The following is a 17,393-nucleotide window of genomic DNA, read 5'->3' on the forward strand; positions in this document are numbered from 1 at the left end:
TCATGACTGCCTCCGTGCGGTCGCCGGACTTCGTGGTGACCACCTCCCGACTACCCGCCGGGTCCCACCCCACTCCCCCGCGATCAGCGACGCACCCGCTCCTTCGCGGCGGCGACCAGCGCGGGATCGGCGGCAGGCGCCTCGTCCGGGTGCCGCTCGGCCCAGGCGGCGACGTACGGACACAGCGGCACGACGGGCACAGCCTCCCGCCCGGCGAGCGCGTACAGCTCCCGGGCGAGCGCCCCCGCGATGCCCTTGCCCTCGTGGGCGGGCTCCACGATGGTGTGGACGGGAACCAGGGCGCGCGCGGGCGAGTCGAGCACGAAGTACTCGATGTGCCCGACGACTTCACCCCCGGCGACAGCGTCGAGCCGGCCCGCCGTCCGGTCGTCACGAATCTCCACACCGCTCACGGGCACGCACGCTCCTCGTCGTCGTCCACGGTCAGGCCGACACGGCCTGCGGACTGCGCTGCTGGTCGGAACCGGGCACCGGCTCGGACGCGTCGGCGCCGAGGGCCACGATCCGGTTCCCCGCGTCCACATGCACGACCCTGGGCTTCAGCTCGCGCGCCTCGGCATCGGAGACCTGAGCGTAACTGATGATGATCACCAGATCGCCGGGCTGCACGAGATGCGCGGCCGCCCCGTTGATCCCGATCACGCCGGACCCGCGCTCACCCTCGATGACGTACGTCTCCAGCCGGGCGCCGTTGGTCACATCCACGATGTGCACCAGCTCACCGGGCAGCAGATCGGCCGCCTCCAGCAGCTCGGCGTCAATGGTCACCGATCCCACGTAGTGCAGGTCGGCCTGGGTGACGGTGGCACGGTGGATCTTGGACTTGAACATGGTACGCAGCACTCTGGACTCCTAGAAGACGGCTCCCCGCTAGCTTTCTGCAGGTCGGGGGCACCCCATACTGTACGTCGGCATGCCTTCGGCTCGAAGACTTTTCAAACATCGGGCGCCATGGATAGCAGGCTTCTCACCTGCGCGATATGCGCGAAACAAGCTGCCGCGAAGCCGTCGACCAAGAGCATGTACGCCAGACTGTCCCGGCCTGCTGCTGACTTACCTGCCATTTGTCAGGTAAGTCGAGAGGTCCAGGTCAAGTGGCGAATTGGGGTCAGCGGCGGTGAAGTAGCGGACCAGGGCCGACCAGCACGCTCCTCCGCTACACGACCGAGCGCTTCCGTGTCATTTCGCCTCCTCACCATGCCGAAGGCGCATGACAAAGTCTCGGATGACGACGGTTGCAGGCGCCCGTTCGGCCAGGACTTCCAGCAGACCGGGGCGGATCACGACGGCACAGCCGGTCATTCGCGGCCAGGCGAGGTGGTAGGAGCTCCACTCGTACTCGGTCCGCCAACAGATAAGCCCAAGGGCCAGCCCGTGTGGGGCGGCTCGCCGTCGCTGTCGAAGTGGCAGGCGCCGTCGGGGGCTAGCCACCAGCCAGCCTTTCAGCGCCAGTTGCCATCGTTGAGGCGGCGGCCGGTCCGGCCTTGGTGATGGTCGCGAAGATCAGCGCATCACCGTCGAGCCGGTGGAAGGGGCGTTCGAACGCCCTCGGTCGTGGGCTCGTGGTCTCGACGCATTCCACATGATGCGTCATCGAAAAGCCGTCACGGAAGCGGGGTGCCGCATGAGCGCGAGTCACCGCAGGTGTCAGTCACATCGAGCGGCCTGGCGGACGCCCGGAGCGTCAAATGAGCGTCGCGAAGGACAACCGCTGAGAGCACCGTCACGGCACTGAGGTCACCGATTCCCGTAGTCCTCCACCAGGGTGCCGATGAACGAGAGGAGGGCGTCGGCGCGGTACCGGTCCTCGCGCTGGGCACGCAGGGCCTCGTCGGCTGCCCGAAGCCGGGCCACGGCGGCCGGCTCGCCGTCCACCAGGTCGTCGACCAACGGCGCGGTCAGCAGGTCCAGGCACTCGGTCAGCAGCCGACGGGTCACAGGCGACGGAGGGCTCGGGTCGGGGTCGGCGTACGCGGCGGTCAGGTACCGTGCGGGGTCGGTGAGACGCCAGCCCACGACGGTTGAGTCCTGGACCAGGAGCGCCACGTCGGGGGCGATGCCGACACAGGCATCCACCGGCTCGTCGAGGACGTCGAGATCGCGCAGGCAGGTCAGCACGGTGTCCCCGGTAGCGCGGCACAGCACCGTGCATATCTCGTGCCGGCAGTCCTGGGCCTCGTCCGCCTGGAGCCCGCCCGGGCGCACCGGAGGCATGACCGGAACACGGACGGAGGTCTCGGCGGACGCGGAGACGTACGGCAGCTGGAACTCGGCCCCGACCAGCTTCCGGCTGACCGGGTCGAACCGCAGGACCTCGGGCGAGTCCCACAACCGGTCCTGGCTGCCGAAGGTGTCCGAAAGGAACCGCTCACGCTCCTTCGCGCTCGTGTACCGCACGATGTCCACGGAGTGGCCTGTGAAGCGGGGGGTCGTGCGCAGCGGATCGTCCGTGACCGTCACGCGCCAACCGCCGTCGAACGACAGGTTCATGATCCCGCAGGCCTCATCTCATCTGTATCGCCGGTGCGAGGCAGCCGTCATGAAGTTCACATCGGCGTCGCGGAGGCAGGTCAGCACCGTGTCACCGGGGGCGCGGCAGAGTTCCGTGGTCACCTCCAGACGGAAGTCCCGGGCCTCCTCCGCGCGGAGGCCGCCCGGGCGGACGGGGGGCGTGGCCGGAACGCGGGCGGAGTCCTCGGCGGCGGCGCATTCGTAGGGCAGGCGGAAGCCGGCGCCGGCCAGGTTCCGGTTGGCATGGTCGAAGCGGAGTTCGTCGGGAGCGTCCCACAGCCACTCCTGGCTGCCAAAGGTCTCCGAGAGGGACCGCTGCCATTCCTCCACGTCGGCGTAATCCGCGACGCGCACGCACTGGCCCGGGAAGTCGAAGCGCGGGGTGGTCGGCAGCGGATCGTCCGTCACCGTCGCCGTCCAGTCGCCGTCCAGGGTGAGTCTCATATGTGGAAGCCGTTTCATCGAATCTGCTCGGCGGGAGCCAGGTAACCGTTCTTCGCCGGAATCCTGCCCTCCACCACGTCCGCGTGGGTAACCGGCCCGCCGGGATCGCTCGGCAGACCGCCGAGCGCCCTCGCGCCCGATTCGCCCCTGAGGCCGGACGGTCCGTACGCCGTGATGACGTTGCCCGCCCGTGTAGCGGCCGGTTTCCGGGTCGTAGTGGCGGAAGAGGTTGTAGTGGAGGCCGGTCTCGGGGTCGTAGTACTGGCCGGGGAAGCGGAGCGGGGTGTAGGCGTCGCTGTCCTTGGCCCAGGCGGTGGTGCCCCAGAGGGTGCTGCGGCTCCGCCAGGCGATGCCGCCCCTCTCGTCGATGAGTTCGGTGGGGGTGCCGATCAGGTCGGTAGCGATGGCGAAGAAGCGCCGGTCGGTCTCCCGCTGCCGGCTGTCGGCCGTCAGGATGCGCCCGGTCTGGGGTGCCGCTCCGGCCAGGTGGCCGAGGTCTGGTTGCCGGCGTCGTCGTAGGCGTACCGCTCCGTCCAGCCCGGCGCGCGGACGGCGGTGACCCGGCCGAGCGGGTCGAGGTCGAACCTGCGGATGGCGGAGAGGCGGTCCACGGGTCCCGCGCCAAAGTCGGTTCAGATCCACGTTGTACGGCGATGGCGGATCCGCCGGCCGGGCTAGCCGATCACGTCAGCCGCAATGACCTGCTCCGTCCAGATGATCTTGCCGGTCTTCGTGTACCGAGTGCCCCACCGGCGGGCCAGCTGGGCGACGATCAGCAGGCCCCGTCCCCCCTCGTCGGTGGTGCGGGCGTGACGCAGGCGGGGCGCGGTGCTGCTGGCGTCGGAGACCTCGCAGATCAGGCCGCGGTCCCGAATCAGGCGCAGGCAGGTGGGTCCGGCCGCATGGCGGATCGCGTTGGTCACCAGTTCGCTGACGATGAGTTCCGTGGTGAACGTGAGATCGGGGATGCCCCACTCCGTCAGCTTCTGGGCCGCGAGGTCGCGGGCGTGCGCGACGGCAGCCGGATCACTGGAAAGGTCCCAGGAGGCGACGCGGTCCGGGGCAAGGACACGGGTACGGGCGAGGAGCAGGGCCGCGTCGTCGGCGGGCGGAGCCGTCAGCAGGCTGTCGATCACTCGTCGGCCGGTCTCCGCCAGGGTGGGCAGGGGCGCCGCGAGGGCATTGCCCAGTCGGGAGAACCCGATGTCGAGGTCCCGGTCGACGGACTCGATGAGGCCATCGGTGTAGAGGGCGATGAGGCTGCCGTCTTCCAGTCGGGTCTCGATGGACTCGAAGGGAAGGTAGCCGAGGCCGAGCGGAGGTCCGGCGGGCAGGTCCAGAATCTCGGCGGTGCCGTCGGGAGCGACGATCATCGGGGGGAGGTGACCTGCCCGGGCCATGGTGCACCGCCTGCTGACCGGGTCATAGACGGCGTACAGGCAGGTGGCGCCGAGGAACGCGGTGTCGGTCGCCCCGCCCTCGGCCGCCGACGGCGCGTCGATGTCGTGCGCCCCCATGAGGCCGATGACCAGGTCGTCCAGATGAGCCAGCAGTTCGTCCGGGGCCAGATCCAGGTTGGCGAGCGTGCGCACCGCGACGCGCAGGCGCCCCATGGTCGCCGCCGCGTTGATGCCGTGCCCGGCGACGTCCCCGACGACCAGGGCGACACGTGCTCCGGAGAGCGGGATCACGTCGAACCAGTCGCCGCCCACACCGCTGGGGGCGTCCGCCGGCAGGTACCACGAGGCCACGTCGAGAGCGGAACCTCCCGTCAGGTCCTGCGGCAGCAGGTAGCGCTGCATGGAGCGGGCCGCGGTGCGCTCACGGGTGAAACGGCGCGCGTTGTCGATGCACACCGCCGCACGCGAGACGAGTTCCTCGGCGAGGCGGACGTCGTCGTCCTCGAAGGGGCCCAGCCTCCGGGACCGGGCGAACGTCGCCACCCCCATGGTGACCCCGCGCGCCCGCACGGGGACCACCATCACCGAGCGGAAGTCGTAGTCCAGGAACGTGGCGCCCAGCGTCTCGTCCACGGTCACCCACGGACTGTTGGTGCGGTCCAGGACCCGTTCGACCAGTGTCCTGCTCTCGAGCAGACAGCGGGTCACGGGCGTCGCGGGCGCACGCCGGACTGTCTCCCCCACAGCCAGTGACGCCTCGGGGCAGCCCTCGCGGACCGACAGCTGGGCCGCACGGCGGATGACCGGTGACATGCCGATCGGCCCGGGTGTGAGCTCCTCGCCTCTCAAGACCGCGTCCAGCAGGTCGACGGCGACGAAGTCGGCGACGGCCGGCACCGCGTCGTCGGCCAATTCCTGGGCGGTCCGGGTGACGTCCAGGGTGCTGCCGATGCGCGCGGCGGCGTCGTTGAGCAGGGCCAGGCGTTCCTGGGCCCGCCATCGCTCGGTGACGTCGATGACCATGTACCAGACACCGACGCTCCGGTCGTGGCGGTCCTTCATCGCGAAGAAGGAGGCGGAGATCGCGCGGCTCCGGTCGAGCACCGTGTAGCCGGCACCGCGGTACTCGAAATCCATCACCGGCGCGCCGGTCCGGAGAACCTCGTGCATCTTCTCCTCGAAGGCGTCGGCCTCGGCCTGTGGCAGCACCTCCGCCATCCGCTGCCCCAGCCGCCGCTTGAGCGAGATCTGGCGGTCCAGCGGCTCGTTCACCCAGACGTACCGCAGATCCGTGTCGAGAACGGCGATGCCGACCGGCGCGTGACTGAGGAAGGGGGTGAGCATCAGCTGGCTCACCCCGCCGCCCGGCATCCGCCAGAAGGCCCGCTTCGGAGGCCGGCCGACGAACCTGCCGAAGATCAGTGCCGCGAGCGTGGCGACCAGGACGCCCGGAATCATCTCGTAGACGCCCGACCAGAACGGGCCGTGCAGCGGCTTGACCACACGCCACAGGAGCACCGTGACTGCGCCGGACACGATCCCGGCCATGGCTCCCGCCCAGGTCATGCGCGGCCAGTACAGCGAGAGCAGGACCACCGGGCCGAAAGCGGCCCCGAAGCCCGCCCAGGCGTAGCCCACGATCCCCAGCAGCCCGCCGCCTCTCAGCGCGATCACGGAGGCCACAAGGGTCACGGCGACGACGGCGGCGCGACCCACCCACACCAGTGCCTGGTCCGAGGCGCGCCGCTTGAGGAACGCGTGGTAGAAGTCCTCCGTGAGGGCGACCGACGACACGAGGAGCTGGCTGTCGGCGGTCGAGATGATCGCGGCGAGTACCGCGATCAGCATCACACCGGCGCCCCACGGACTGAACAGTGTCCGGCTCAGAGCGATGTAGACGGTCTGCGGGTCGTGGAGCGGTGTGCCGAACTGCGCGATGCCCAGCAGGCCGACGAGCGTGGCGCCGGCCAGCACCACGATCACCCACCCGGTCGCGATACGGCGGGCCGCGGGTACGGCACCGGTGCTGCGGATGCCCATGAAGCGGGCCAGGATGTGCGGCTGCCCGAAGTAGCCGAGGCCCCACGAGAGCAACGAGATGATCGCGACGGCGCCGAGCGACCCGCCGCCCCCCGACCAGCGTCCGTTCACGAAGTCGACCTTGGCACCCATGTCCAACAGGCCGGGCGTCTTGCTGTCGAGGAGGTCACGAAGCGCACCGAAGCCGCCGAGCGTCGCGACACCGACGGCGGGGAGCACGAGCAGGGCGAGGAACATCAGCGTGGCTTGCATGACGTGCGTCAGGCTCACGGCCAGGAAGCCGCCCAGGCAGGAGTAGACGACGATCACCAGGGCGGTCAGGGCCACCCCGAGCCGGAAACCGGCGCCGAAGATGTGTCCGAGAAGCAGTCCGCCGGCCACCAGCCCACTCGCGACGTACACGGTGAAGAACACGAGGGTCACCGCTGCGGAGACCATCCGGAGCATCCGTGTGCGGTCCTCGAACCGCTCCTCGAGATAGGCCGACAGGCTCACCGCGTTGCCCGCGCGCTCGGTGTAGGTGCGCAGCCTCGGCGCGACGAACAACCAGTTGAGGTACGTCCCGAGGACCAGGCCGGCCGCGAGCCAGCCGGCGCCGACCCCGGCCGCGTACACCGCTCCGGGAAAGGCGAGGAACAGCCAGCCGGACATGTCGCTCGCCCCTGCGGACAGTGCGGCGACGAACGCGGGGAGCCTGCGGCCGCCCAGGGCGAAGTCGGCGAAGGTGTGCGTGCGGCGGTAGGCCCCGACACCTGTTCCGATCATGACGGCCACGTACACGAGGAACGTGGCCAGGATCGGCGCACTCAAGTCGGACATAATGCCTCGCCTGCGAGGTTCATGAGCACGGGCCTGACACCGCACGACCGGGAGTCGTGATCCCTGCTGCACCAATGTACCGAGATCGGCCGCCCTCGGCGGCCCGGGCCGGTGCCGGCGCATGCCGGTGCGGTGGACGGGGTGCCGTTCGAGCAGACGACCCAGCCGGTGGCACCGGGCACCCCAGGGACGCCCCGGTGACATACTCCGCGACGGTGAGTCCACCGATCACCACGGCCAGCGCCCCGGCCGCGCGCACCACGACGGTCACCCCCAGGGTCACGCTGCCGCGCGCCACCAGGGCGCACGGCTCGCCGCACAGCACATCACCGCCGCAGCCGGGGCGGTCAGCAGCCCACCCCCGCCTGCCGCGCCGACGGGCATCTGCTCTCGACGCCTTGCTCCCGCTCAGCTCGTTCCTTCCTGCACCGACGCCGTCTGCTGCGGCGAGCGGCAGCCGCGCGACGGATTCGATCGGCGTCGGCTTGCCCACAGTGGTGTTATCAAGGGTGTATGGAGGCATTCTCCGGACGCCCTCTGAGCCCGGAACGTCATCCGCCCGTCGGACGCCCGCGCAAAAGTCACGCTTCCCGGCTGGATCTGCGCAGTGCGGCCGGTCAGGTGTTCCTCCTCCAGGTCGTCATCGTGGTCCTGCTGGTGGTGGCCGCGGTGGTGGGCATGGTGCTCCAGGCGGCGAGTGACGCTCTGCAGCAGGGGCGACGGGAGTCGGTCATCGCGGCCCAGGCGTTCGCGAGTGCCCCTGGCGTGGCCGCGGCACTGCAGAGCCGGGACCCCTCAGCGGTGCTCCAGCCGTGGGCCGAGGCGACGCGCAAGCGCACAGGCATGGATTTCGTCGTCGTCCTGAGCACGAAGGGGGTTCGTTACACGTACCCCTATCCGCGGGAGATCGGGAAGAAGTTCGTCGGCGCCATAGCACCGGCGCTGAAGGGCCGTACCGTCATCGAGCAGGCCGGTGGGCCGCCTCTGCCCGCGGGCCAGGGGACGGGCGTGCAGGCGGTGGTCCCGGTGACCGACTCGCGCGGCAAGGTGGTCGGCCTGGTGTCCGCCGGAATCACAGTCAAGAACGCGGGGCGGCTGTGGCTGCCGCAGCTGCCGATCATCTTGGCCAGCGGCGCGGTCGCGCTGGCGCTGGCCATGACGGGCATGACGCTGGTGTCCCGGCGGCTGCGGCGGCAGACCTACGGCCTGGCTCCGGTGGAACTGGCTCAGTTGTACGAGCACCACGACGCGGTCCTGCACGCGGTGCGGGAAGGGGTGCTGATCACCGGCGCCGACGGACGACTGCTGTTGGCGAACGACGAGGCGACGCGGCTTCTCGGACTGCCGGCTGACGTGCGGGGGCGCTCGGTTGGGGAGTTGGGACTGCCGGAGCCGGTCATGAGCCTGCTGTCGTCGCGGGAGGAGGTCACCGACGAGGTGCGCCGCGCGGGGGACCGACTGCTGGCGGTGAACAAACGGCCGACGTACCCCCAGGGTGACCGGGGAGGCAGCGTGGTGACGCTCCGGGACACCACGGAGCTGGCGGAGATCTCGGGTCGGGCCGAGGTCACGCGCGAGCGGCTGAAGCTGCTGTACGAGGCCGGGGTGCGGATCGGGACGACGCTGGATGTGAGGCGTACGGCCCAGGAGCTGGCCGACGTGGCGGTGCCGCAGTTCGCCGACCTCGTGACGGTGGATCTGCTCGACGCGGTGCTGCGGGGGTGGGAGCCGACGGCGGAGGGCTGGCGGCATCTGCGCCGGGCGGCGATCGGCGGCGAACAGCGGATGATGCCGCTGTATCCGCTGGACGAAATGATCGCGTTCTCGCCCCGCACCCCGCAGATGCGGACGCTGCAGGAGGGGCGGGGGATGCTGGAGGCAGACCTGCGCCGGTCAGACGGCTGGCGGGAACAGGACCCGGAGCGTGCCCGGAAGGCCCTGGAGGGCGGGCTGCGGTCGCTGGTGGCCGTGCCGCTGCGGGCGCGGAACGTACCGCTGGGCGTGGCCAGCTTCTACCGGACGGCGGATTCCCCTGCGTTCGAGCCGGAGGATCTCACCTTCGCGGAGGAACTGGCCGTCCGGGCGGCGGTAGCCATCGACAACGCCCGGCGGTTCACCCGGGAGCACGCGATGGCGGTGGCGCTGCAGCGCAGTCTGCTGCCGCGTGGACAGCCGGAGCAGGACGCGCTGGAGGTGGCCTGGCGGTATCTGCCCTCGGAGGCGGGGGTGGGCGGGGACTGGTTCGACGTCATCCCGCTTCCGGGCGCGCGCGTGGCCCTGGTGATGGGTGACGTCGTCGGTCACGGGCTGCACGCGGCGGCGACGATGGGTCGGCTGCGCACCGCTGTGCACAACTTCTCCACCCTGGACCTTCCCGTGGACGAGGTGCTCGGGAACCTGGACGACCTGGTCGTGCGCATGGACAACGAGAAGAACAGGGGTGATGCCGTGGATGGCCAGGAAGGGGAGGCGGTGACCGGGGCGACCTGTCTGTACGCGGTTTACGACCCGGTGGCGGGGACCTGCACGACGGCCCGTGCGGGACACCCGGAACCGGTGGTGGTGCGCCCCGACGGGACGGTCACCTGCCTTGGTGTGCCGGTCTCGGCGCCCCTCGGTCTGGGCGGCTACCCCTTCGAGAGCGTCGAGGTGTCCCTGCCGGAGGGTTCACAACTGGTGCTGTACACCGACGGCCTGGTGGAGAACCGCGCCCACGACTTCGATGTCGGGATGGAGAAGCTGCGCCGGGCTTTGGGCGGGTCCGGGAAACGCACTCCGGAGGAGACATGTCAGGCGGTGATCGACGCGCTCAAGCCGTCACGCCCCTCCGACGACATCGCGCTGCTGACGGCACGTACCCGGAGGTTCCCGCCCTCGCGCGTGGCCGAGTGGGACGTGCCGTCCGATCCGGCGTTGGTGCCGTCGGTGCGGGCGCGCTGCAGGGAGACGTTGCTGGAGTGGGGGCTGGAGGAGACCGGATTCGCCACGGAGCTGATCGTCAGCGAGTTGGTCACGAACGCGATCCGGTACGGCTCGCCACCGGTCGGCGTGCGGCTGTTGCACGGACGCTCTCTGATCTGCGAGGTCTCGGACGGCAGCGGTACCTCGCCGCGCATGCGGCGGGCGGCGGCCACGGACGAAGGCGGGCGGGGGCTCTTTCTGGTGTCGCAGTTCGCGCAGCGATGGGGAACGCGGTACACGACCCGCGGCAAGGTCATCTGGACGGAGCAGCTTCTTCACGACGGCGGATCCGCCGCCTCGGGCCCCGCACCGGTCGACTTCCTTCTCGACCAGTTCGACCTCGGCCAGTCCGATGATGCCGGTTCGTGAGCCGACGTTGACCTCGAGCGCCATGGACAGCGGCATGTCCGGCGTAACGAACTCCATCGGCCCGTTCGAAGGGGCTTGACTCCGGGCACCGGCGACGCCCCGCTCACTTGGCGGCTGACGGGACTCGAACGTCGCCTGGCCGCGAGGGGATCGGACTCGGCCTCGCTCAGCCATGGGGATACGTGTGGGCCGGTGACTTCTTGTCCCGGCCCTCTGCGCGCACGGCCAACTCCGTGGCGAGGACATCGACGCCGGTCACCGTCTCACCGACGCCCTCGCCCGCGACACCGGCCTCACGCCCGACCTCCGGTGCCCCGGCCCGCTGGACGGGACCGAACCCGGCGGTCGTCCGCCACTTGCCCTCGGCATCTCGCTACCGGTGCTCGGGGTTCTCGTAGTCGTGGCGGCAGCCGGCGTCCCAGGCGGTGCGCTGGTTGCCGTAGGCGGGGATGCCGCCGAGGTCCTTCAGCGCACGGGCCAGGTGCAGCAGGTTCCAGGTCATGAAGGTGGTGTTGCGGTTGGTGAAGTCGTTCTCCGGACCGCCCGAGCCGGGATCGAGGTACGAGGGGCCGGGGCCCGCCTCGCCGATCCAGCCGGCGTCCGCCTGGGGAGGGATGGTGTAGCCGAGGTGCTGGAGGCTGTAGAGGACGTTCATGGCACAGTGCTTGACGCCGTCCTCGTTGCCGGTGATCAGGCAGCCGCCGACGCGGCCGTAGTAGGCGTACTGGCCGGCGTCGTTGAGGAGGCTGGAGCAAGCGTAGAGACGCTCGATCACCTGCTTCGTCACCGAGCCGTTGTCGCCCAGCCAGATCGGGCCGGCCAGCACCAGGATGTCGGCCGCCATGACCTGCTGATAGAGGTCCGGCCAGGCATCCGTCTCCCAGCCGTGCTCCCTCATGTCGGGCCACACACCGGTCGCGATGTCGTGGTCCACCGCCCGTACGACATCGACGTGCACGCCCTGCGCGTCCATGATGGCGGTGCTGCGGTCGATCAGTCCCTGGGTGTTGCTCCTCTCCGGCGAGCGCTTCAGGGTGCAGTTGATCACCAAGGCCCGCAGGTCGTCGTACCGGGCCGGCGGTGCCTCGGTGGTGGGCGACGAAGCGGTCACATGGGCCTCCCGGAGTTCTGCCGCCGCTCTGTGCATGGCGGCCCGTTCTCACTCCGCCAGCGTGCGGCCCGACCGCGTAAGCCGCCATCACAACGCCTCCAAACGGCCACAGCGGTCCACGCCCCGGTCGGCGGCGGACGAGTGGCCCGGGCGCGCAGGTGTACCTACGTTCGCCTCATGAGCACCGAAGGCGCGACCGAGTCGCGGAACACGGCAGCACCGGACGACGCCGCACACCTGCTGGTGCACTGTCTGCGAGCCGAAGGCGCAGGGCATCTGACGCCTCTGCAGATCGACACGGTGCACGCCGACGCGCCGTCACTCACGCAGATCGCGCGGGCGGTCGAGGTGCTCACCACGGCACGGCGTCCTGTCGTGCTGGCAGGTCATGGCGCCGCGAGAGCCCAGGCCTCGGATGCTCTCGTGCGGTTCGCCGAACGACTGAACGTCCCGGTCGCGACCACCTTCCACGGCAAAGGCGTCTTCCCCGACGACCACCCGAACGCCCTCGGCGCGGTCGGCTTCATGCGCCACGACTACGGCAACTTCGGCTTCGACACCGCCGACGTCGTGATCTGCGTCGGCTACGAGATCCAGGAATTCGATCCCGCCAAGATCAACCCCGACGGCGACAAGCGCATCGTGCACGTGCACCGCTTCCCCTCCGAGGTGGACGCACATTACCCGGTCGCAGTGGGCATCGAGGGTGACCTGTCGCAGGCGCTGGACTCACTCGCTTCGGCACTGCCCGAAGGGTTCACCTACGACTCCGAAAGCAGCGTGAAGATCCGTACGCTGCTCGACGACGAACTCGCGTACGGGCGGGACAACGACGCTTTCCCGCTGGTGCCCCACCGTGTGGTGGCGGACGTCCGCACCGCGCTCGACCGCCATGACATCGTGCTCGCCGACACCGGCGCCGGGAAGATGTGGATGTCCCGCCTCTCCCCCACCTACGAACCGGACACCTGCCTGGTCTCCAACGGCCTGTCCACCATGGGCTTCGCACTGCCGGGCGCCATCGCCGCCAAGCTGGCCCGGCCCGACCGGCGCGTCCTGGCCATGATGGGTGACGGCTCCTTCCTGATGAACTCCCAGGAGTTGGAGACCGCCGTCCGCGAGCGCGTCCCCCTGGTCGTCCTCGTCCTGGTGGACGAGGAGTACGGGCTGATCACCTGGAAGATGGAACTCGAACTCGGCCGCCACAGCCACACCCGCTTCACCAACCCCGACCTGGTCGCCTACGCCGAAAGCTTCGGCGCGCACGGCTACCTGGTCGAGTCCGCCGACCAGCTGCTGCCCGTCCTGCGCCGCGCCCTCGAAGACCAAGGCGTCTCCGTGATCGCCTGCCCCGTCGACTACTCCGAGAACCTGCGCCTGACCGACCGACTCGGCAGCCTCAGCGGACCGTTCTGACCCGCCGGCCCAGGTTCTCGACACCCGGGCCGTTCACCTGCTGGGAGCACGAGAGGCCGCCGCACGTCAGAAGCGACGGCTCACGCAATGAGGTGAATGTGCGCTGATCACCATGCCCAAGGCGGGAGTCGAGCGTTCGGTACGTGCCCGGAAGGCGGCCCCAACACACCTCGGGAAACATGTTCGAAAGGATGTGCATAGGTTCAATCAGCGAGTCCTTGTGGAAGCGATGGACGCCGTCGGGCAACCAGTGTCGGAAATTCTTCCGTAATTGGCTTACCGGATTTTTGCCGTGGACCATCCAAGGTATTATGGGATTATGGCGGTTACTCATCTCGGCAGAGTCGTTTCCGTCGGCCTCGGTCGCCATGGGGCAGCGACGTCGTCATGATCTGGGAAATACTGGTCCTGGGTTTCGTACTCAGTCTCGACAATTTCCGGGTGTCGATCGCGCTCGGCACCGTCCCATTCGGTCTGAAGCGTGCGGTGCAGGTCGCGCTGACCTTCGGGCTGTGGGACGCGGTCATGCCCCTGGTCGGGCTGTTGATCGGTCGCCAGATCGGGGAGTCCGCCGGGGACGTCGCCGATCTGGTCGGCGCGGCCGCGCTCGGCGGGTACGGTCTCTACCTCGTCATCTCATCCCTCCGGAAGCCCGAACCGGACGAGTTGGACCACCCGTGGGCACTGTTCGGCATCCCGTTGACGCTGAGCCTGGACAATCTGTTCGCCGGGGCGAGCTTGGGGGTCCTTGGGCTCTCGCCGTGGTTCTCGGCCGCCGTCTTCGGCGCCATGACGGCAGTGTTGTCGCTGGTCGGACTGCAGCTCGGGCAGGCTGCGGCGCGCCTCATCCGGATCCGCTCGGACCTACTGAGCGGGATCACCTTGATCATCGCCGCTGCGGCGCTGCCGTTGTGGTTCGGCGGCTAGGTCTTGTCTGCCAATTCGCGTCGTCACTCGAAGATCGTCGGCCGTGAGTCAGCCTGGGCGGCCTCGACCGCCCGGCGGGCCAGGTCGTGAGGGGGCGACAGGTGGCAGACCGGGTCGGTGCGGGCGGGGAACCAATGGAGGGTCGTCGCCCCGCGAGCCGGCGTTGGCGGCCTCGACCGCCCGGGCGACCAGGTCGTGGTCAGGCGACAGGTGACAGACGGGGTCCGTGCGGGCGGCGTCGCCGGTGAGCAGGAACGCCTGACAGCGACACCCGCCGAAGTCCACCTCCCGCCGGGGGCAACTCCGGCAGGGCTCCGGCATCCAGTCGGTCCCCCGGAAAGCGGTCATCACCGGGGACTCGGCCCAGATCCGCTCCAGTGAGTCCTCCCGCACGCTGGCCCGCGGCAACGGCAGGGACTGGGCGGCCGGGCAGGGCAGGACATCGCCGTTCGGCGTCACGGTCAGCTGCCGGGAGGCCCAGCCGCCCATGCAGGGCTTCGGGTAGCGGCTGTAGTAGTCGGGGATGACGTAGATGATGTCCATACGGTCCCGCAACCGCTCGCCGGCGGCCCGTGCGACGGCCTCGGCCGCCTCGAGCTGGGCCCGGCTCGGCAGCAGCGCGGCACGGTTTCGCCAGGCCCAGCCGTAGTACTGGGTGTTGGCCAGCTCCACCCGGTCCGCGCCCACCTTCTCGGCCAGAGCGAGCACGTCGGCGACGCGGTCGATGTTGTGCCGGTGCAGCACCACGTTCATGGTGAGCGGCCAGCCCAGCTCCTTGACCACGCCCATTGCGTCGATCTTGCGTCGAAAGGAGGGAACCCCGGCGATCCGGTCGGACACGGCCGCTTCGTCGGCCTGGATGCTGATCTGCACGTGGTCCAAGCCGGCGGCCCGCAGCTCCTCGGCCCTCGGACGCGAGAACCCGAGGGCGCTGGTGATGAGGTTGGTGTAGAGGCCCAGGGCGTGGGCGTGCGCGACAAGCTCCACCAGGTCGCGTCGCAGCAGTGGTTCCCCGCCGGACAGGTGGCACTGCAGAACTCCCAGGTCCTCGGCCTCGGTCAGCACCCGCAGCCATTCGTCGGTGGTCAGCTCGTCCTGGTAGCCGGCCAGGTTCAGCGGGTTGGAGCAGTACGGGCAGGCCAGCGGGCAGCGGTAGGTGAGCTCGGCGAGCAGCCCGAAGGGGCTATCCATCGGTGAGCTCCACCCAGCGCCGCGCGACGAGCCGGTCCAGGAACTGCCGGACCTCGTCGTCGGGGACGGTCTCGTAGCGCGCGCCCAGTTCGGTCACGATCTCGGCCACGGTGTGCCGCCCGTCGCACAGCTCGAGGACGGCCGCGCCGCTGCCGTTCAGAACCACCACCGTCTCGGGGTGCAGCAGGACCTTACGCTGCCTGGCCCGGGAGAAGGTGAGCCGGACATGGGCCGCCAACCGGGGGCGGTCCGATCCGGACACCCCGGCGCCGGGCCGGGTCGTGCTGCTGGTCTGGGTCGGTCCGGTACGGGTCGGGTCCATGGTGGTCACTCCGGGTAGGCCTGGTCGATGGCGTCCATCAGGCTCCACAGGACGTCACACTTGAACGACAGCGCGTCTACGGCGCGCGCCTGGGACTCGGCGGAGAGGCAGTGCGCGGTGACCACCTCGAGGGCGTGCTCGCAGTCGCGTGGCGCCTGCTCCAGGCGGGCGCGGAAGTAGGCGAGGCCCTCGGGGTCGATCCACGGGTACCACCGCTCGAACGCGGCGAGCCGCGCCGCCATCAGGTCGGGCGCGAACAGCTCGGTGAGCGAGGACGCCACCGCCTCCACCCATGGGCGGGTCCGGGTGAAGTTCACGTAGGCGTCGACGGCGAACCGCACCCCGGGTACCAGGTGCCGGTGGTCCCGGATCTCCTCGCGGGTCAGCCCGGCGGCCTCGCCGAGGCGCAGCCACGCCTCGATGCCGCCCTCGCCCGCGGCCGTGCCGTCGTGCTCGACGATCCGTCGGATCCAGCGGCGACGGACCTCGGGGTCGGGGCAGTTGGAGAGGATCGCGGCGTCCTTGCGGGGGATGTTCTCCTGGTAGTAGTAGCGGTTGGCCACCCAGCCCCGGATCTGCCGGTGGCTCAGCCGGCCGGCGTTCATCCGCACATGGAACGGGTGCTGGTCGTGGTATCGCCGCGAGTGGGCCCGCAACGTCTCGACGAAGCCGTCGGCGCCGGTCGTGGTGGTTGTGCGGGCTGTCGTCGTCATGGCTCTACACCTGGATCTCGAGGCCGTCCATGGCCACTTCCATGCCGCTCTCCTCCAACGTACGTCGCTCGGGCGTGTCCTCCAGGAGTATCGGGTTGGTGTTGTTCATGTGCACGAAGATCGTCCGCCCCAGCCCCAGGGACGGGAGCTGTGCCAGGCTGCCGTCCAGGCCGTCGATGGGCAGGTGGCCCATCTCCCGTGAGGTCTTGCGGGCGAGGCCGAGCCGTATGAGTTCGTCGTCGTGCCAGCAGGTCCCGTCGATCAGCAGGCATGCGCAGCCCTCGATCTCCACGCGCAGCGCCGCGGTCAGCGACTGCACGCATGGCAGGTACACCAGGCTTCCCCCGCTGCGCTCGTCGGTCAGCCGGTAGCCCACGACGCGGCCGTGGTCCACCCCGGCTCCGAAACGGTCGCGTTTGGTGGTGGGTACGTCGAACGCCCGGCAGGACAGCCCGTCCGCCAGGGCGAAGCCGGTGCCGGGGATCACTGCCCGCCACTCGACCGGGCAGTAGCGCTCCAGCGTGCGCAGAATCCCCGAGCCGTCGGAGAGGGTCTTGCGCACCGCCGGTGTGGCGTGCAGCCGCAGGGCGTGGGCCTCGCGCAACAGCAGCAGGCCGAGCGTGTGGTCCAGTTCGGCATCGGTGAGCAGTACCGCCTCCAGCGGCGTCGTCCGGTCGTCGTGCGGGTGCAGGCCGGGGAAGGACTCGATCTGGGTGCGGACGTCGGGCGAGGCGTTGATGAGGAACCACCGGCGGCGGTCGGCGCTGACCACGACCGACGACTGGGTGCGCGCGAGACCGGGCCGGGAGCGGACCGCGGCGCACACCGGGCAGCCGCAGTTCCACTGCGGGGAGCCGCCTCCCGCCGCCGAGCCCAGCACGCGTACCCACACGCCCGCACTCCGTTCATCGTTCGTCGAGGTCCGGGACCGTCGCCGACCCGGCCGTCCGTGACCTCCCGAGCCGTCGGGCGGCGCCGGACCAGGCCCGGCGCCGCCCCGTATCCGCTAGTCCTCCAACCGAGCGAGGTACATGGTCACCTCGGCCGCGACTGCGATCTCGTCGAACTCGGGCGTCTCCCACACAGTTCGCTGAGACTCCATGGATTCACCTCCTCTCTGCCGGGTTCACGGCAGGCTCCGGCCACGC

The 17,393-nt window shown here is 70.0% G+C and carries 14 protein-coding genes and 1 pseudogene; 3 read left to right on the forward strand and 12 right to left on the reverse strand.

Going from position 1 to position 17,393, the window contains the following annotated elements; translation table 11 throughout:
• Window positions 1-83: 83 nt before the first annotated feature.
• The 6 genes and pseudogenes from GT030_RS04875 to putP all read right to left on the reverse strand — a co-directional run bounded on the left by GT030_RS04875 (window position 84) and on the right by putP (window position 7,235).
• Entirely contained in the window at window positions 84-413 is a 330-nt protein-coding gene (locus GT030_RS04875; protein WP_161199998.1) for a GNAT family N-acetyltransferase, read from the reverse strand.
• A gap of 31 nt (window positions 414-444) precedes the next feature.
• Window positions 445-864: an aspartate 1-decarboxylase gene (gene panD / locus GT030_RS04880; protein WP_086691779.1), complete on the reverse strand. Its 420-nt coding sequence runs from the start codon at window positions 862-864 to the stop codon at window positions 445-447.
• Window positions 865-1,758: 894 nt separating this feature from the next.
• Complete coding sequence (locus GT030_RS04885; protein WP_161199999.1) at window positions 1,759-2,511, reverse strand: hypothetical protein; 753 nt, start codon at window positions 2,509-2,511, stop codon at window positions 1,759-1,761.
• A gap of 18 nt (window positions 2,512-2,529) precedes the next feature.
• The gene (locus GT030_RS04890) at window positions 2,530-2,976 is read right to left on the reverse strand and encodes a hypothetical protein (RefSeq protein WP_202459691.1); all 447 of its coding nucleotides are present in this window, start codon (window positions 2,974-2,976) and stop codon (window positions 2,530-2,532) included.
• A gap of 192 nt (window positions 2,977-3,168) precedes the next feature.
• Window positions 3,169-3,584: pseudogene (locus GT030_RS04895) on the reverse strand (RHS repeat-associated core domain-containing protein); the annotation flags it as partial.
• 66 nt (window positions 3,585-3,650) lie between these two features.
• The gene (gene putP, locus GT030_RS04900) at window positions 3,651-7,235 is read right to left on the reverse strand and encodes a sodium/proline symporter PutP (protein WP_161200000.1); all 3,585 of its coding nucleotides are present in this window, start codon (window positions 7,233-7,235) and stop codon (window positions 3,651-3,653) included.
• Between the two features lie 621 nt (window positions 7,236-7,856).
• Between putP and GT030_RS04905 the strand changes: the two genes are divergently transcribed.
• Complete coding sequence (locus GT030_RS04905) at window positions 7,857-10,565, forward strand: SpoIIE family protein phosphatase (protein ID WP_346009568.1); 2,709 nt, start codon at window positions 7,857-7,859, stop codon at window positions 10,563-10,565.
• A gap of 373 nt (window positions 10,566-10,938) precedes the next feature.
• On the opposite strand, the gene GT030_RS04910 is transcribed toward GT030_RS04905, so the two are convergent.
• Window positions 10,939-11,676, reverse strand: a complete 738-nt coding sequence (locus GT030_RS04910; RefSeq protein WP_161200002.1) for a flavodoxin family protein — start codon at window positions 11,674-11,676, stop codon at window positions 10,939-10,941.
• Between the two features lie 177 nt (window positions 11,677-11,853).
• On the opposite strand from GT030_RS04910, the gene GT030_RS04915 reads away from it, so the two are divergent.
• Together GT030_RS04915 and GT030_RS04920 are read left to right on the forward strand one after the other, a co-directional pair.
• Window positions 11,854-13,092 carry a thiamine pyrophosphate-dependent enzyme gene (locus GT030_RS04915; RefSeq protein ID WP_237522208.1) on the forward strand — a complete coding sequence of 413 codons (1,239 nt, stop codon included), beginning with the start codon at window positions 11,854-11,856 and terminating at the stop codon, window positions 13,090-13,092.
• 387 nt (window positions 13,093-13,479) lie between these two features.
• The gene (locus tag GT030_RS04920) at window positions 13,480-14,019 is read left to right on the forward strand and encodes a manganese efflux pump (RefSeq protein WP_161200003.1); all 540 of its coding nucleotides are present in this window, start codon (window positions 13,480-13,482) and stop codon (window positions 14,017-14,019) included.
• Window positions 14,020-14,067: 48 nt separating this feature from the next.
• Here GT030_RS04920 and pqqE read toward each other — a convergent pair whose 3' ends face one another.
• From pqqE to pqqA, 5 genes are all read right to left on the reverse strand, one after another.
• On the reverse strand, window positions 14,068-15,210 hold the full coding sequence (gene pqqE, locus GT030_RS04925) for a pyrroloquinoline quinone biosynthesis protein PqqE (protein ID WP_161200004.1): 1,143 nt from the start codon (window positions 15,208-15,210) through the stop codon (window positions 14,068-14,070).
• Complete coding sequence (gene pqqD / locus GT030_RS04930) at window positions 15,203-15,532, reverse strand: pyrroloquinoline quinone biosynthesis peptide chaperone PqqD (RefSeq protein ID WP_161200005.1); 330 nt, start codon at window positions 15,530-15,532, stop codon at window positions 15,203-15,205. The genes pqqE and pqqD overlap by 8 nt, the downstream gene beginning before the upstream one ends.
• Window positions 15,533-15,537: 5 nt before the next feature.
• A complete protein-coding gene (gene pqqC, locus GT030_RS04935) occupies window positions 15,538-16,245 on the reverse strand; it encodes a pyrroloquinoline-quinone synthase PqqC (RefSeq protein ID WP_161200006.1) in 708 nt (235 codons plus the stop codon).
• A 4-nt stretch (window positions 16,246-16,249) separates the two neighbouring features.
• A complete protein-coding gene (gene pqqB / locus GT030_RS04940; protein ID WP_161200007.1) occupies window positions 16,250-17,137 on the reverse strand; it encodes a pyrroloquinoline quinone biosynthesis protein PqqB in 888 nt (295 codons plus the stop codon).
• Window positions 17,138-17,251: 114 nt separating this feature from the next.
• Window positions 17,252-17,347, reverse strand: a complete 96-nt coding sequence (pqqA, locus tag GT030_RS04945; protein ID WP_135794360.1) for a pyrroloquinoline quinone precursor peptide PqqA — start codon at window positions 17,345-17,347, stop codon at window positions 17,252-17,254.
• Window positions 17,348-17,393: the final 46 nt, after the last annotated feature.

The organism is Streptomyces sp. SID1328 (assembly GCF_009865595.1).
In the GTDB taxonomy this organism is placed as follows: Bacteria; Actinomycetota; Actinomycetes; order Streptomycetales; family Streptomycetaceae; genus Streptomyces; species Streptomyces griseoluteus.